This is a genomic window from Burkholderia sp. 22088, assembly GCF_052045915.1.
Lineage (GTDB): Bacteria > Pseudomonadota > Gammaproteobacteria > Burkholderiales > Burkholderiaceae > Burkholderia > Burkholderia cepacia.
In genome coordinates this window covers 1-15993 of the sequence record NZ_JBQEPY010000029.1, presented here as the reverse complement: position 1 = coordinate 15993, position 15993 = coordinate 1, and the positions used below count along the sequence as shown (strand labels likewise).

General features: G+C 66.1%; 16 protein-coding genes and 1 pseudogene. 6 read left to right on the top strand and 11 right to left on the bottom strand.

All coding sequences use genetic code 11. The features are described 5' to 3' along the window. The first annotated feature begins 6 nt into the window (after positions 1–6). Positions 7–789 (top strand): substrate-binding domain-containing protein, encoded by a 783-nt coding sequence (locus tag ACTJLD_RS38680; RefSeq protein ID WP_060193189.1) that lies wholly within the window; start codon positions 7–9, stop codon positions 787–789. A 24-nt stretch (positions 790–813) separates the two neighbouring features. On the opposite strand, the gene dctA is transcribed toward ACTJLD_RS38680, so the two are convergent. The 11 genes and pseudogenes from dctA to ACTJLD_RS38625 form a co-directional block, all read right to left on the bottom strand. Continuing rightward, complete coding sequence (gene dctA, locus ACTJLD_RS38675) at positions 814–2142, bottom strand: C4-dicarboxylate transporter DctA (protein ID WP_060175051.1); 1329 nt, start codon at positions 2140–2142, stop codon at positions 814–816. A gap of 33 nt (positions 2143–2175) precedes the next feature. Next, complete coding sequence (locus ACTJLD_RS38670) at positions 2176–3099, bottom strand: LysR family transcriptional regulator (RefSeq protein ID WP_060083134.1); 924 nt, start codon at positions 3097–3099, stop codon at positions 2176–2178. 17 nt (positions 3100–3116) lie between these two features. After that, positions 3117–3403 (bottom strand): annotated as a pseudogene (locus tag ACTJLD_RS38665) (helix-turn-helix domain-containing protein); the annotation flags it as partial. A gap of 52 nt (positions 3404–3455) precedes the next feature. Then, positions 3456–4658, bottom strand: coding sequence for an MFS transporter (locus ACTJLD_RS38660; RefSeq protein ID WP_440661453.1), 1203 nt, complete (start codon positions 4656–4658; stop codon positions 3456–3458). Between the two features lie 144 nt (positions 4659–4802). Beyond that, positions 4803–6230 carry an MFS transporter gene (locus ACTJLD_RS38655; RefSeq protein WP_060193113.1) on the bottom strand — a complete coding sequence of 476 codons (1428 nt, stop codon included), beginning with the start codon at positions 6228–6230 and terminating at the stop codon, positions 4803–4805. 206 nt (positions 6231–6436) lie between these two features. Beyond that, positions 6437–6880, bottom strand: coding sequence for a type II 3-dehydroquinate dehydratase (aroQ, locus tag ACTJLD_RS38650; protein ID WP_027790151.1), 444 nt, complete (start codon positions 6878–6880; stop codon positions 6437–6439). 19 nt (positions 6881–6899) lie between these two features. Further along, positions 6900–7733 carry a shikimate dehydrogenase gene (gene aroE / locus ACTJLD_RS38645; RefSeq protein ID WP_059685017.1) on the bottom strand — a complete coding sequence of 278 codons (834 nt, stop codon included), beginning with the start codon at positions 7731–7733 and terminating at the stop codon, positions 6900–6902. Beyond that, entirely contained in the window at positions 7733–8953 is a 1221-nt protein-coding gene (locus ACTJLD_RS38640; protein ID WP_021157527.1) for a CaiB/BaiF CoA transferase family protein, read from the bottom strand. The genes aroE and ACTJLD_RS38640 overlap by 1 nt, the downstream gene beginning before the upstream one ends. After that, positions 8953–9411, bottom strand: coding sequence for a MaoC family dehydratase (locus ACTJLD_RS38635; RefSeq protein ID WP_021157528.1), 459 nt, complete (start codon positions 9409–9411; stop codon positions 8953–8955). The genes ACTJLD_RS38640 and ACTJLD_RS38635 overlap by 1 nt, the downstream gene beginning before the upstream one ends. Before the next feature lie 2 nt (positions 9412–9413). After that, positions 9414–9806, bottom strand: a complete 393-nt coding sequence (locus ACTJLD_RS38630) for a VOC family protein (RefSeq protein ID WP_059553860.1) — start codon at positions 9804–9806, stop codon at positions 9414–9416. Continuing rightward, positions 9803–10753, bottom strand: coding sequence for a ketopantoate reductase family protein (locus ACTJLD_RS38625; RefSeq protein WP_440661415.1), 951 nt, complete (start codon positions 10751–10753; stop codon positions 9803–9805). Before ACTJLD_RS38625 ends, ACTJLD_RS38630 begins: the two co-directional genes overlap by 4 nt. Positions 10754–10885: 132 nt before the next feature. Between ACTJLD_RS38625 and ACTJLD_RS38620 the strand changes: the two genes are divergently transcribed. The 5 genes from ACTJLD_RS38620 (at position 10886) to ACTJLD_RS38600 (ending at position 15895) form a co-directional block, all read left to right on the top strand. Next, a complete protein-coding gene (locus tag ACTJLD_RS38620; protein WP_059699158.1) occupies positions 10886–11806 on the top strand; it encodes a LysR family transcriptional regulator in 921 nt (306 codons plus the stop codon). 227 nt (positions 11807–12033) lie between these two features. Continuing rightward, complete coding sequence (locus ACTJLD_RS38615) at positions 12034–12714, top strand: hypothetical protein (RefSeq protein WP_059699160.1); 681 nt, start codon at positions 12034–12036, stop codon at positions 12712–12714. Positions 12715–12745: 31 nt separating this feature from the next. Further along, on the top strand, positions 12746–13237 hold the full coding sequence (locus ACTJLD_RS38610) for an Lrp/AsnC family transcriptional regulator (protein ID WP_027790145.1): 492 nt from the start codon (positions 12746–12748) through the stop codon (positions 13235–13237). Positions 13238–13388: 151 nt separating this feature from the next. Then, the gene (locus ACTJLD_RS38605) at positions 13389–14468 is read left to right on the top strand and encodes a homoserine dehydrogenase (protein WP_059699273.1); all 1080 of its coding nucleotides are present in this window, start codon (positions 13389–13391) and stop codon (positions 14466–14468) included. Next, positions 14465–15895: an aldehyde dehydrogenase family protein gene (locus ACTJLD_RS38600; protein ID WP_440661413.1), complete on the top strand. Its 1431-nt coding sequence runs from the start codon at positions 14465–14467 to the stop codon at positions 15893–15895. Before ACTJLD_RS38605 ends, ACTJLD_RS38600 begins: the two co-directional genes overlap by 4 nt. Positions 15896–15993 lie beyond the last annotated feature (98 nt).

Here is a 15993-nt window from a genome sequence, read left to right as displayed (position 1 = left end):
ACGACCATGAGAAATCAGCTCCTTAAATTTTGCGCGACCGCGCTCGTCGCCACCGCGGCGTTTGCGGCCAACGTGCAGGCGGCCGAGCTCCACGTGATGAGCTCGGGTGGCTTCACCGCCGCCTATAAACTGCTCGGCCCGCGGTTCGCGTCGACGACCGGCAATACGCTCGACACCGCGCTCGGCCCGTCGATGGGCAAGTCGCCCGAAGCGATTCCGAACCGGCTTGCGCGCGGCGAGCCCGCCGACGCCGTCATCATGGTCGGCTACGCGCTGGACGAACTGATCAAGCAAGGCAAGGTCATCCCGGGATCCCGCGTCGAGCTCGCCGATTCGCGCATCGGCATGGTCGTGCGCGACGGCGCGGCAAAACCCGACATCAGCACCACCGAAGGTCTCAAGCAGGTGCTGCTGCACGCGAAGTCGATCGCCTACTCGGACAGCGCGAGCGGCGTGTATATCGAACGCGAGTTGTTCAAGAAACTCGGCATCGAGGAGCAGGTGAAGTCCAAGGCGAAGATGATCCCGCGGATTCCGGTGGCTTCTGTCGTCGCGAACGGCGACTACGAAATCGGCTTCCAGCAGGTCAGCGAGTTGCTGCCCGTCCACGGTGCGACCTTCGTCGGCAAGATTCCCGAATCGCTGCAGTCCGTCACGCGCTTCGCTGCCGGCATCCCCGTCGGCGCGCAGCATCCGAAGGAAGCGAAGGCGCTGCTCGATTATCTGGCGTCGCCCGGCGTGCAGGCTGACGTGAAAACAACCGGACTGGATGCCGTCCCCGCGCATTGAGTCCGCCCCGCGGGAAGGCTTGTGTCACAAAGTCTTCCCGTTGCCGCCTGCATCCCCTGCGGTACTGCCTTCATCGGCCCCGTTCGGGGATGCCGGGCCGGCCATGGCGAGCCTCTGCGCAAGCCGTATGCGATCGCACGCACCTTCCCACAGCGAAACGAAGATCACCGCGCACGCATTGCTGATCACGCTGGTTAGCGCGCGTGCCTCGGACATGAAGCGATCGATGCCGACCAGCAGTGCGACGCCGGCGACGGGCAGGTCGGGCATGACGGCGAGTGTGGCGACCAGCGCCACCAGGCCGCTACCGGAAACACCGGCCGCCCCCTTTGACGTGAGCAGCATGATGGCGAGCATCACCGCGATCTGCGACGCGGAGAGCGGCACGTCGCACGCCTGGGCGATGAACAATGCCGCGAGCGTCAGATAGATCGCGGTACCGTCCAGATTGAAGGAATAGCCCGCCGGCAGCACGAGCCCCACGATGCCCTTGTCGCAGCCGAGTGCTTCCAGCTTGACGATCAGACGCGGCAGAACGGGCTCCGTGGACGACGTCGCGAGGACGATGAGCAATTCTTCGCGCATGTAGCGCAAGAGCCGCCACAGCGCAAAACCGTGCAGTCGCGCGAGCGGTGCGAGCACCAGCGCGACGAACAGCACGCAGGCCACGTAGAAGGACGCCATCAGCTTCGCGAGCGAGCCGACCGAACCGATGCCGAAACGGCCCACCGTGAACGCCATCGCGCCGAATGCGCCGAGCGGCGCGAGCCGCATGATCATCGCGAGCACGCGAAAGACGACCTGGGCGACACCGTCGATCAGCGCAAGAACGGGCCGGCCGGCCCGCGGGTGCGCATTCAGCGAGAAGCCGAACAACAGCGACAGCAGCAGCACCGGCAACACTTCGCCTTTGGCGAACGCGCCGAGCATCGTGTCCGGAATCACGCTCAGCCCGAACTCCACAAGGCCCCGCGGCTCCGCATGCTTCGCATACGGAGCGAGGATGCCTGCATCCAGGTGGCTGACGTCGACGTGCATGCCGGCGCCGGGCTGCAGCACATATGCGGTGACGAGTCCGAGCGCGAGCGCAGCGGCGGTCAATAGATAGAAGAGCGCCAGTGCCCGCACGATCGTGCGGCCGATCGCCTTCCCGTTCGCCAGCGACGTGATGCCCGAGACGATCGTGCAAAAGACGATCGGGGCGATGGTCATCTTGACCAGGCCGACGAACGCATCGCTGAGGGGCTTGAGCATCGCGCCCGCCGCGGGCCATGCGTGACCGATGCCCATGCCGAGCATCATCGCGAGCAGAACCTGCACGTAAAGCGATCCAAGCGGCCTGGCCAACCTCACTGTCCGGTCTTCCTTCGTGTCTCTCTGTCGTCGTTACGCCGATGCGCCACTGCTTGCGGTTCCGCCACGCTTCGCCTCGATGACCATCCGATGAAATGCCTCGGCGGCCGGTGTGAGCGGTCGTCCGCGCCGCTTCACGATTCCCACGCGTCGTTTGACGACCGGTTCGACGAGCGGCACGCTCGTGAGAATCGGGTGGTCATGCCCAGGCATCGCCATCGAGGGGACCGCGGCGACGCCGAGCCCCGCTTCGATCAATCCGAGCAGGGTCGTCACGTGGCGTGTCTCGCAGACGCTCGGCGCGCGCGGCGCGACGGCGGTCAGCGCCTGGTCGAGCAGCAGACGGTTGCCGGAAGTCTTGTCGACCGACACATAGTCGTGCTCGTAAAGCTCGTTCCAGGTCACGCGCTTCTTGCGTGCGAGCGGGTGGTCGCGGCGACAGGCGGCAACGAAGCGTTCCTGGAGCAGCACCTTGAACTCGATCTCAGCCTCCTGGCTGCCGATGAAGCTCACGCCGAAATCCGCCTCGCCGCTGATGACGGCCCCGAGCACCTCGTTGGCGCTTGCATCGAGCAGCTTCACCCTGATGCGCGGAAAGCGCTGATGATAGCGCGCGACGATGGCGGGAAGAAAGTAGTAGGCGACCGACGGCACGCATGCGATCGTCACATGGCCGAGGCGGCTCGATGAAACGTCGCGAATGCCGAGCAGGGCGGCATCGAGATCGTCGAGCAGTTGTTCGGCACTCTGCGCGAACACGCGACCGACCGTGGTGAGCGAGACGCTGCGCGTGGTGCGCTCGAACAGTCGTACGCCGAGCGCTTCCTCGAGCTTGTCGATACGACGGCTCAAGGCCGGCTGGGAGAGGTTGACTGCGTCGGCGGCCTTTCGGAAGCTCCCCGTTTCCACTACGGCGCGAAATGCCTGCAAGTCGGTTAAATCGAAGTTGATCCCCACAGGCAAATCTCCGCCACTCAGATGCGGTGCATTGTGCATGATTCTGCCGGCGCCATGCGCGTTGCGTTGCCTGAAACCGATGTCTTCGGGTTTGCCCGCCGTTGTTGCCCGAACCAGGCACGATAGTCCCGCGGCGATGCGCCGACGCATTTGCAAACGCACGCTGTAACGCGTCCACGCTTGCGGATCCCGATCGTTCGGCTATCCGTTCGAGCGGCCAGTCGGCCCGCTCCAGCCGTGCCTTCGCACGCCCGACCCGCGCAGCCGGCACGTAACGGGCCGGTGAGAGCCCGGTCTCTTTGACGCGTGTGATCCTTGCGCTGCGACAGATCGCCGGATCGTGGAAATCGAGGAGATTACCTGGCGACCAAGGTCGCGTGGATGACTTTTGGCAGCCACGCATACGCAATCGTCACCAGCGTCACGCCAACGACGAGCATCGGCACAACCATTGGCCACGCGCCCGACTGGTAACGCGGATCGGCGAATCCCGCTGCCGTCTGTCCTACGCTGAACGCGAAGAACATCATGATGAAGCCGGACCAGGATACGGCGCGGCCTGCAAGGTGAGGCAGGCCGCTGACCGCCCCTGCCTGCCCGCACGGCTGATGGATTCCGTGGCCGAGGCAATACACGCCATGCCCGACGAGCAGCGGCCAGATGCTGCCGGGAAGCAGCGCGCACCCCAATGCCTGGATCACCGCGCCGCAGAGGCTCAGCGTTGCGCCTTGCCGCACCGTTCGCAACATGCTCTGACGGCGCAGCAGCACGCGGCAGCCGAACGTGCTCAGGACATAGACGAGCGTACCGCCCGCCGGTATCCAGCCATAACGCTGGGGCGAGATGCCGAGCTGCCCGATGTAGATGGCCGGAGACAGCAGCAGAAAGCAGAACATGCCGGTGTACGTCGACGCGGCCAGCAGCGTCCATACCCTGAACGGGGCATTGCCGAGTATCTCGCGCACCTCCCGGTTCGAGTTCCGGCTCGGCGCGCTTCGCGCGAAGCTCTCCTCGAAGCCGTACCAGCACATGACGAGCAACCCGAGCGCATACACGCTCATCCCGGCGAGCACCCATCGCCATCCGGCTTGCTGTGCGACATACGCACCGAGGATCGGGGCGAGGAACGCCATCATCCCCATCCCCATGAAACCGCGCGCCATCACGTACGGGCCGTCGCCAGCCGAATACCGGTCGCGCACTGTCGCACGGGCGCATACCAGTATCGCGGCCATGGCCAGCCCCTGCATCGCGCGAGCGGCCACCAGCATCGCCGCGGTTGAGGCCAGCGCAGCGGCCAGTGCGGACAGCGCATAGAGCGCAAGGCCGGTCAGCAGGACGGGGCGGCGGCCGAACCGGTCGGAAAGGCTGCCCATCGGCAATTGCCCGACACCGAATATCAGCGCGAAAACCGTGAGGCTGACACTGGCGGAGCCCAGCGTGGCGGCGATTTCGGGCAGCGCCGGCAGGTAACTGTCGGTCGCCACCGGCTGGGCCGCCAGCAGAAGCGGCAACATGAGCGCGAAGTTCAGGCGAGCGGGTCGCGTGGAGTCCGGCATGGCGGTTTTCGACACGGTATCGGGCATCGAGCTTCGAGTAAGGGCTGCGGTTACGCAAGGTTGCTCGTCCGGCGAGGGCGGCCGCGGCGAGCTGACATGGCCGGGCGGAAGGGGCGCCGAACCCGACGCCCCGCCGAACGCCGGCTAGCTGCCGACGGATCCGGGCACGGGTTCGCGCACGACGCGATCGTGCGACAGCGCCTCGGCGCGCAGCAGGTCGTATTCTGCCTTGCCGACCGGTTGCGCGTTCGCTCGCCCCAGGTCGTTCAAATGGACACGACTGGTCTCGCGTGCGCTCCAGGCCGCGAGCGACGCGATCACGGTGATGCCGAACGCGATCGCACCGACGATCAGCCAGACGTGATGGGCGCCGGGCGGCGCGACCGCGGTGAACAGCGCGGGCAGCATCGCCGTGGCCGCGGTACCGAGGTTCTGCGCGATGGCCATCGCCGAGACGCGCGTGCGGGTCGGGAAGAGTTCCGGGTAGAAGGCGGGAAATACCGCGTTGTAGCCCTGGTACACCACGCCCCACATCAGCATCGACATCACGAATGCGAGCGGCACGTTCCGGATGCTGATCGCATACAGGTACGCGAACGCGAGCAGCCCGGCGGCCAGCGAGCCGACGATGATCGGCGGCCGGCGGCCGACGCGGTCGGACAGGTTGCCGACGAACGGAATCACGATCATCGCAACGATATTGCCCATCACCGTGATCCAGAGATAGACATCCTTCTGGAATCCGATTCCATATGCAGGCTGGACCGCATAGGCCGCGCCGAAGATCGTGGCGACGACCGGAATCACGTTCATCATCGACATGCAGGCGACGCGCAGCATGTCGGGAAAGTGGTGCCTGAAAGCGTCGGCGACCGGCGAGCCGGCTTGCGACCGGTTGCGTACCGCTTCGTCGAAGGCCGGCGACTCGTCGACCTCGCGGCGAATGATCAGGCCAGCCACGATGACCAGCGCACTCAGCAGGAACGGAATGCGCCAGCCCCAGCTATCGAATTGCGCGGACGGCATGTAGTAGGCGAGCGGCAGGAACACGGCGGCGGCCAGCACTTGCCCGGCCTGCACGCCCTGCAGCGTGAAGCTGACGAAGTAGCCGCGCCGGCCGAACGGCGCGTGTTCCAGGATCATCGAGCTCGCGCCGGTGATCTCGCCGGCCACGGCGAAACCCTGCAGCAGGCGAAGCGTCACCAGCAGTGCGGGCGCTATCAGCCCGGCTTGCTGATAGGTCGGCAGGAGGCCGACGCCGACGGTCGAGATGCCCATCAGGAACATGCAGAACAGCAGGACGGTTTTTCGTCCGCGCGTGTCGCCGAGGTGGCCCAGCACGAACGCGCCGATCGGGCGGGACACGTAGCCGACGCCGTAAGTGGCCAGCGACGCGATGATGGCCGTCGTGGGGCTCCCGTGCGGAAAGAATATCTGCGGGAAGATCAGTGCCGATGCCGTGGCGTAGATGAAGAAATCGTAGTATTCGAGCACCGATCCGATCCAGCCGCTGATCGCGGCTTTTCTCGATTGGTGCCTGCCCCTGGGCTCGTCTCGCAAGGTCGTGGTCATCGTCGTCTCCGGATATTGATATGTATGCCGGGCAAGGCGGGTGATGCGGGGAGTCGTCACTGCCCGATGTGTCGACTCCGTCGTGCGACCTGACCGCGGCCCGTCGATACGGCACGCGGCGAGCACGCGCGATGCGCAACGCCGCGCCCTGGCGACGGCTGCGCATGCGCGTCGGTCCCGCATCGGCAGCCGATGCGGGAATCGGCTTATTCGTCGCCGAGTGCCGAAACCGCGGCCCTCAGCGCCAGCAGATAACTTTGGACACCGAAACCGCAAATCTGCCCGCTGACGATCTCGGCCAGGACGGAGTGATGCCGGAACGGCTCGCGTGCATGAATGTTGGACATGTGCAGTTCGACGATCGGGCACGTGAGGATCGCAAGGGCATCGCGAATGCCGTAGCTGTAATGCGTCCATGCGCCCGCGTTGATCAGCACCGCGTCCTGGCGTTCCTCGAAAGCGCGATGAATGCGCTCGCACATCGCGCCTTCGTGGTTCGTCTGGAACGATTCCACCTGCACACCCAGTTCCGTCGCCAGCCCTTGCAGCCGCGCATCGATCTGCGCGAGCGTGATCGTCCCGTACTGCGCCGGATCGCGCTTGCCGAACATGTTGTGATTGATGCCGTGCAGCATCAGGATCTTCTTCATGCGAATCTCCGTTGCGTGTTCAATCAAAGGGCACGGCCAGGCGATCGATCACCGCGCTGGTTTGGGGGCGTACGCCGCGCCACCACGCGAACGCTTCGGCCGCCTGCTCGACCAGCATGCCGACGCCATCCGCGATCCCGTGTACGCCTGCGTTTTTCGCGAGCCGGAGAAACGGCGTCAGACGCTTGCCGTATGCGAGTTCGTAGGCCGTGCCGGCCGGACTGAACACGCTCGGCGGAACCGGCGGCAGGTCGCCGGTCAGGCTCGCCGACGTGGCATTGACGACCAGGTCGAAACGCCCCATGCGCGCGAGGTCCGCGTAACCGCTGGCAACGAGCGGGCCGCGTCCGGCAACCTGCGCGGCCAGTGCGCGCGCCTTGTCGACGTCGCGATTCGCGATGACGAGTTCCGCCGGGCCGGCTTCGAGGAACGGCAGCAGCGCGCCGCGTGCCGCGCCGCCGGCACCGAGCACCAGGACACGCTTGCCGGCCATCGGCAGATTGAGGTTCGTTTCGATATCGCGCACCAGCCCGATGCCGTCGAAGTTGTCCGCCAGGATGCGGCCGCCGTCGAACTTGAGCGCGTTGGCCGCGCCCGCGAGTTGCGCACGCTCGCTGCGTTCGTCCGACATCGCGAACGCGTCGAGCTTGAACGGCGCGGTGACGTTGATGCCTTTGCCGCCGCCGTCGAAAAACGCGCGAACCGCGTCAGCGAAGGCGCCTGCCGGTTCGATCGGCCCCTCGATCGCCGTGTAGCTGAGGTCCTGCCGCGTCTCCTGCGCGAAGAGACCGTGAATCAACGGGGATTTCGTGTGTCCGATCGGATTGCCGATCACCGCGTATTGGTCGGTCATCATTGGCTCGCTTTTGAGTAGAGGACGCCGTCGGCCTGCATCGCGTCGATTTCGGCCGAATCGAACCCGAGGGAACGCGCGATCTCCGCGTTGTGCTGCCCGAGATCGGGCGCGACGTCGCGAATCGTCGTGTCGCAATCGGAAAACCGGAACGGCAGGTTGGGCAGGCGCAGCGTCCCGTAGCGCGGATGCTGTTGCTCGACGACCATGCCTCTGGCCTGGATCTGCGGATCGTTCAATACCTCGTCGATGCGCTGCACCTTCGCGCACGGAACGTCGATGCCGTCCAGCAGGTCCAGCACCGACGCGACGGAGCGCGCGGCCACCCACGGCTCGACCACCGACAGAATCTCCGCGCGGTGCGCGTTGCGCCCGGTGCTGTCGTGAAACCGCGTGTCGGCGCCGAAGCCCGCCGGGCCGCCATGCGTCGCGATCAGCTCGGCGAAGCGCTTCCACGCGTCGTCGACTTGCGCGGCGATCACGAGATCGCCGTCCGCGGCGCGAAACACGCCGTAGAGCGTCGAGGTCGGCATGTCGTGCCCGGTCTGCTCGGGCAGCACGCCCTGCAGCGTGTAGCACTGCACCGCATATTCGTGCATCGATACCAGCGTGTCGTACAGCGCCATGTCGACATGTTGCCCGCGGCCGCTCTTCACGCGCCCCAGCAGCGCGGCATTGATGGCCGCGACCGCATGGATGCCGGTGTACATGTCGCCGAGCGAGATGCGCAGCAGCGGCGGCCGCTCGCCCGGCGTGCCGACCATCTGCATGATCCCGCTCTTGGCTTCCGCGATCAGCCCGAAGCCCGCGCGATGCGCGTCGGGGCCGGTATGCCCGTACGCCGAAATCGAGCAGTAGACGAGGCCCGGATTGCGCGCCGACAATTCGGCATAACCGAGCCCGAGCTTGTCCAGCGCGCCCGGCCGATAGTTCTCGATGAACACGTCGGCCGAGTCGCACAGTCGCTGCATGAACGCCTTGCCGCGCGCGTCCTTCATGTTGACGCTCACGCCGCGCTTGCCCATGTTGAGCTGCAGGAAGTAGCCGCTTTGCTGGTCGTCGAGCACGGTCGCGTGCTGCCGTCCGGCGTCACCCGACCCGGGCCGTTCGACCTTGATGACCTCGGCGCCGAGCGCCGCGAGACAGCGCCCGACATACGGCCCGGCAAGAAAGTGGCTGTAGTCGACGACGCGAATGCCTTCGAGTGGGCGAGCCTGCATTACAGTGCCTCCGGGCGGCGCGGCACCATCAGGCGATGCTCGCCGCGTTGAACGACCTGACCGTCCTGATTGATCAGCTCCGACGGCAGCACGACGATGCCCCAGTCCGGGCGGCTCTTGCTGGCCCGCATCGAGCCGACGCGGAACTTCACGTGCAGCACGTCGCCGACCTTGATCGGCAGCAGGAAATCCCAGGTCCAGCCGAGCGACATGCCCGGCAGAAAGCGATAGTCGCTCTGCGTCTTCAGGCCGTCGGCAATGGACAGGCCGAACAGCCCGTGCGCGACGAGGCACCCGAAATGGCTCGCGTTCGCGTATTCCTCGTCCACGTGGACGGGCGTATGGTCGCCGGTGAGGTCGGCGTACGCGAGAATGCGCTCCTTGGTCACGATGTAGTTCGGGCTCGTGCACGTGTCACCCTCGCGGGCGTCGTCCCAGTATTTTTCGACGATCGTCATGGTCACGCCTCCGCGCGCGGGTTGATTGCCAGCGCCTGTGCGACGCAGGAAGCCGGCCGGGCCTGGATCAGTTCGACGGCGAGCCCGTCGGGCAGGCGAAGCCAGTTGCGCCCCTGCGGCATTTCCGTCACGCCGAATCGTTGGGCCGCGGCCAGCGCGGCCTCCAGGTCTTCGCACATCACGCCGAGATGGGCGAGCCGGCCCTCCGGGCCTTCGTATTCCGGCGCGTGGATGAACTGCAGGCCGCCGAGCGTCCAGTACTGCCGCGGCGCGTCGAGCGTGCCGTCCACTTCGCGCAGGGTCATGCCGAGCACATCCTCGAAGAAACGGATGTGCCAGCGGATGTCCTTCACCCAGATCGCAACGTGTTCGAGATAGGCTTTCTTGGCATTCATGCGGCCGCCTCCTGCCGTTGGCGGTCGGCCATCGCGCGTTCCAGCCCCTTGATGCAGGCGACGAGCGTTGCATTCACCGGGGTCGGCACGCCGTAGCGCTGGCCCCAGCGCACGACCGAGCCGTTGATGAAGTCGATCTCGGTGATCGAGCCCTTCTCCAGGCTTTGCAGCATCGACGTCTTGAAGGTCGCGGGCAGCCCCTCGGCGGCCAGCGTCCATGCCTGTTCGGGATCGATCATCGACAGCTTCACGCCCGCAGCCTGCGCCGCCGCGATCGCCTCGGCCACGGCCGCGAGCGACGTCGCCTTCAGCAGCGGCTCGTCGTAAAGCTGCCCGTAGGTGAGGCCGGTCAGGCCCGTCAGCGCGCCCGTCGCGACGTTCACCAGCAGCTTGTCCCACATCGTGCCGACGATGTTGTCGCTGATCGTCGTGGCGAGGCCGGCGGCATTGAACGCCGCGGCGATCGCCTCGACACGCGGTGTGATGCGGCCGTCGAGTTCGCCGATGTAGGTGTATTTGCCGATCACGCCGGATTCGATATGACCCGCGCCGCGCAGCACGCCGCCGACGTAGGTCTTGCCCGCGAGGACGCGCTCGCGGCCGACGACGTCGATCAGGATGTCCTCGTGTCCGAGGCCATTCTGCAGCGACAGCACGGCGGTATCCGGCCCCACCAGCGATTGGGCGCCGCGGATGGCCGCATCGGTGTGGAACGACTTGACCAGCACCACCACCAGGTCAGCCACGCCGACATCGGCAGCCCGGGTCGTCGCGTGGACGCGCACGTGGCGGGTGCCGCCGGCGTCGTCGACGCGCAGGCCGTCGCGGGTCATCGCATCGACGTGTGCGGGCGAGCGGTCGATCAGCCAGGTCTCATGGCCGCCTTGGGTGAGGGTGGCGCCGATCGCGCAGCCCAGTGCGCCGGCGCCCAGAATTGCTATTTTCAATGGATTCTCCTTTGTCGACCAGAGTTGGCGCTTTGGCGCCTTACTCTGGTCCCATGCAAAGCTGACGTATGGCATCACGATAGGCGTCGCCGCTCATGCCGCCAATGCAATGGATACAATGGCGTCATTGCCATGGACAATAACGCCGCGATGCCCGCCGACCTGCCCGACCTGAAGCTGCTTCAGCTTTTCGATCTCCTGTACGACGTGCGCAGCGTCACGCGCGTAGCCGAGCAACTGGGCCAGAGCCAGCCGACGGTCAGCATCTGGCTCGGGCACTTGCGGGAACACCTGCACGATCCGCTTTTCATCCGGACGCCCGGCGGCATGGCGCCGACACCGCAAGCCGACGCGCTGATCGGGCCATGCCGGGAAATTCTCGAATCCCTGCGGCGCTTCACCGCGTGGGAGATCGCGTTCGATCCGGCGACGGCCCAGCGACGGTTTCGCATCTGCATGACCGACGCGAGCCACATCACGCTGCTTCCGCGGCTGCTCGCCCATGTCCGGGCGCAGGCGCCCGGCGTCCGGCTGGAAGCCGCACGGATCGACGGCAATACGGAGCGCGCGCTCGAATCCGGCGAAGCCGACCTCGCGATCGGCTATGTGCCGTGGCTAGGCGGCGGCATTTATCAGCAGAAGCTGTACGACCAGGACTGGGTATGCCTGGCCAACCGGCATCACCCGAGAATTCGCGGTCGCCTCGGGGCGAAGCAGTATCGTTCCGAAGGACATGTCGCCATTACGGCGGGAACCGGCGCGCAACTCCTCGAGCAGGCGCTGCGGCAGGCGCGCATCGAGCGCGACGTCGTGCTGGAGCTGCCGGGTTTTCTGGGCCTGGGGGCGATCGTCCAGACGACCGACCTGATTACGACGCTACCTCGTCATATCGGCCAGACACTGGCTCAGGCGAGCGATCTGGCGGTTCATGCATGCCCGATCCCGGTCGACGGGTTTGCGGTACGGCAGCATTGGCATGCGCGATATCACCATGAGGCGGGCAATCGATGGCTGCGTGGTGTCGTGATTCGATTGTTCGGTGCATCGGATTGACCTGCGGGTTTGGCGTTCGCGACGGATGCCAGGCTGGCCGGTGTTTGGTGGGATGTAAAACGTCAAGAAAGCCGTGCTTTTCGACGTTTTGCGTCGATGTTCGACGCGGTTGAGATTTTTTTGGTCGCACCGAGGCGATATGATTTCTCCAGCCCCAACATCGTCGGCCAATCCATGACGCGCGCCAGCATTGCTGCGACGCGGCCCCGCAAGCACGAGAGAGTTGTATGCCGGACACGCCAATCGTCATCGTCGAACACGCCCGCAGGCGAACCGCCCAAGTCCGGTCCGGCGACGTTCCCGCCGCCTTGCAGGATGGTCCCAAGTGGGTGTGTCGTATCGTCACGGATCACGCACAGAGATCCTGCGAAGGGCACCGATCCGCTGCAAGCGCGGCTGAAATGCTCGGCCGACTGAAGCCTGCGAACGTCGCGTTGACGGATCCTGTCCCGAGCGCCGGCGGCTGGCTGGCACGCGCTTCGACCGACGGGGCGGGCCGGTGTCGAGCCTATGCGCATCTCGGTGCGAACCGGATCCTCGAGATGGTCGGCATGCCGGGCGTCGGCCCGTGGCTTGACGAGCACGATACCTGGTGGCCCGGCGCGTACGAGCTGCCGCTGCTCGAGCAGTTGTCCGCGGACGAGTCGCCTCTGCGCAACCTGCTTGGCGCCACTGCGCCCGCCCATCTGCTGATGAGCCTGACAGAAGTCGACGGCACCGCACTCGTGACCGAATCGGACGATGGCATCGAGCGCCCGTTCCGTATTCCTGCAGGTGTGGACACGATCCATTTCGAACCCGTATGCATCCGCGGGCCAGTCGCGCAGTGGCGCGAAACGCTCGTTACCGCGTTCGACCGTGTCCGGCATCTGGTCGGGCTCAGATCGGCCCGTCCTTTTTATCTCTGACGCAAGTACCCGTTCTCCGGCAGGCCACGCCATGACCGACGCACTCGACTCCTTCGACCGCAAGATCCTGAATATCGTCCAGCGCGATTGCACCGCGACGGCGGACGCCATTGCCGAACGGATCGGTCTGTCCACCTCGGCCGTGCAGAAGCGGCTGAAACGCATGCGCACCGAAAAGATCATTTCAGCGGAAATCGCGGTGGTCGATCGCGCGGCGGTCGGCAGGCCGATGACGTTCATTGCGGCAATCGAGATCGAACGCGAAAACTACGAGACGGTCGCCAGGTTCCGCGAGTGGTCGAAGGCGCACGACGAAATCCAGCAGATCTACTACGTGACCGGCTCCGTCGACCTGATCGCGATCATCACCGCACGCGACGTCGAGGCGTACGACCGGCTGTCCGCGCGGATCATGCAGAGCAACCCGATGATCCGCCGGATCAACACGAATGTCGTGCTGAGCGCGGTCAAGGTCGGGCTGTTCGTGCCGGTCGACAAGGATGACGAACCGCCGGCCACCTGACGCAATTGCTTCGCGCGGCAACGGGCGATCCGCCCGTTCCGCATGACAAACCGCAACGGATGACTACCTGATTCGGGCGAAACGACTAATTTGAAAATCGATTCGCACGACTAACCTGTATCACGTGGTCAATGAACAGGAGATGATCGAGATGGAACTCAAACTGGCACTGGTCGGTTTCGGCGGAGTCAATCAGGGACTGGTCGAACTGCTCAAAAAGAAGCGTGCAATGCTGGGGGCGGCGGGACTCGACGTATCGGTGACGATGGTCGCCGACCTGCGGCTCGGGATCGCGACGAATCCTCGCGGTATCGCGCTGGACGTCCTCGACGAAACCGCGCGGCGGGGCGTCGATGCGGAAGCGCTGCGCCGCGATCCGGGCACGCTGGTGTCGCCGGACGTCGGCCTCGGTGCGGTGCTGAAGGCCATCGCATCGGACCACGTGGATGTCGTCGTCGAGGCGACCTTCACTGATCCGAACACCGGCGAGCCTGCGCTGTCGCATTGCCGTACCGCGCTCGAATGCGGCAAGCACGTGATCACGACCAACAAGGGGCCGATCGCGCTCGCGCAGCCGGCACTGGCGCGGATCGCCGCGCAATCGGGTGCCTGTGTGATGTACGAAGGCACGGTGATGAGCGGCACGCCGGTGCTGCGGCAGCTCGCGACCTCGCTGCGCGGCTGCGACATCAACGGCTTTGCCGGCATCCTGAACGGCACGTCGAATTACGTCCTCGGTGAGGTCGAGGCCGGCGCGAGCTTCGATGCGGCGATCCGGGATGCGCAGCAGCGCGGCTATGCGGAGGCGAATCCGGCGGCCGACGTCAACGGTTCGGACGTACAGCTGAAAGTCGTCATTCTGGCGAACGCGCTGTGGAATGCCGGCCTCAAGCGTGGCGACGTGACGTGCCGCGGCATCGTGGAATTGACCGAGCACGACGTGCGCGCGGCGGCGGCGGAGCGCATGTCGTGGCGGTTGATCGGTTCTGCCGTCCGTCATCCGGACGGCACCGTGACCGCGAGCGTCGAACCGCGCAAGCTCCCGGCCGGCCATCCGCTGCTTGCCGCGAGCGGCGTGACGAATGCAATCACGTTCGACACCGACGTGCTCGGCGGCGTGACGATCAGCGGGCCGGGTGCCGGCCGTGAGGAAACGGCGTTCGCGATTCTCTCCGACCTGATCGAACTCGCGGACAGAATCGGCGCAACCTCGCACGAGGTGGCGGCATGAGCGCGCGCGATGCGGTGATGACCGACTGCACGGGAGCCGGCGTGGCCGATGTTCGGTCGCCCTATGACGGCTCGATCGTCGGCCAGGTTCGCCTGTCGCCTGCGGATGCGGCGCCGGTCCTCGTCGAGCGCGCGCTCGACGGCGCGCGCGCGGCCGCAACCATGCCACGCAGCCGGCGGGCCGACATCCTGTTTCGCGCGGCCGCGAGCGTGGAGGCACAAGCGGAGACATTCGCACGCACGATCGCGCTCGAAGCGGGCAAGCCGCTGCGGCAGGCCCGCAAGGAAGTCGCGCGCTGCGTGAACACGCTGCGCCTGTCGGGCGAGGAAGCGAAGCGACTGACCGGCGAGACGATCCCGTTCGACGGGTATCCCGGCTCCGAGGATCGCAGCGGCTACTACACGCTGGAGCCGCTGGGCGTGATTCTCGCGATCACGCCCTTCAACGACCCGCTGAACCTCGTTGCACACAAGCTCGGGCCGGCGCTCGCGACCGGCAATGCGGTCATCCTGAAGCCCTCGTTGCTCGCGCCGCTGTCGGCGCAAGCCCTCGTCGAGGTTCTGTGGGAAGCCGGGGCGCCGCGCGACACGCTGCAGATCGTGCACGGCGGCGCGGATATCGCGTCGGCCCTGGTGCGCGACCGGCGGATCCGGATGGTGACCTTTACCGGCGGCCCGCAGACCGGCGAAGCCATCACGCGCGATGCAGGACTCAAGAAGATCGCGATGGACCTGGGCGGAAATGCGCCGGTGATCGTCATGGCCGACTGCGACCTGAAGGATGCCGCCGAATCCTGCGTGTCGGGCGCGTTCTGGGCGGCGGGACAGAACTGCATCGGCACACAGCGGATCTTCGTCGCCGAGGCCGCCTACGAGCCGTTCGTCCGGTATTTCGTCGAGCTGACCGGCAGGATGGTCGTCGGCGACCCACTGGACGATGCGACCGACATGGGGCCGATGATCGGCGAGGAACAGGCGATCCGCGTCGAACGCTGGGTCGACGAAGCGGTCTCGTGCGGTGCGACGGTGCTGAGCGGTCATCGCCGACGCGGGGCGCTGTATGAACCGACGGTGCTCGCGGATGTGCCGCACGACGCGCGCGTATGGACCGACGAAGTGTTCGCGCCGGTCGTGACGATCGAGAAATTCACCGACCTGCAGCAGGCGCTCGATGCGGCCAACGCGTCGGAGAGCTGCCTGCATGCAGGCGTGTTCACCAGCCGGCTGGAGGTGGCGCTCGGCGCGGCCGAGCGACTGCAGGCGGGCGGCGTGATGATCAACGATTCGTCCGATTACCGCTTCGACGGCATGCCGTTCGGCGGATTCAAGCATGGGTCGCTGGGCCGCGAAGGCGTTCGGTTTGCGATGACGGAAATGACGCAGCCGAAGGTGGTCTGCTTCAGGCGCAACCGGCGGCTGTCGAGCTGATGCGCCGCGCCGGCACCTGGCGGCACGGGGCCGCGCGCCGGGCACAGGCTCCGAACGGGCGGCAAGTGCTGCGACTGTACCGCAAAAAACGAAAAAGG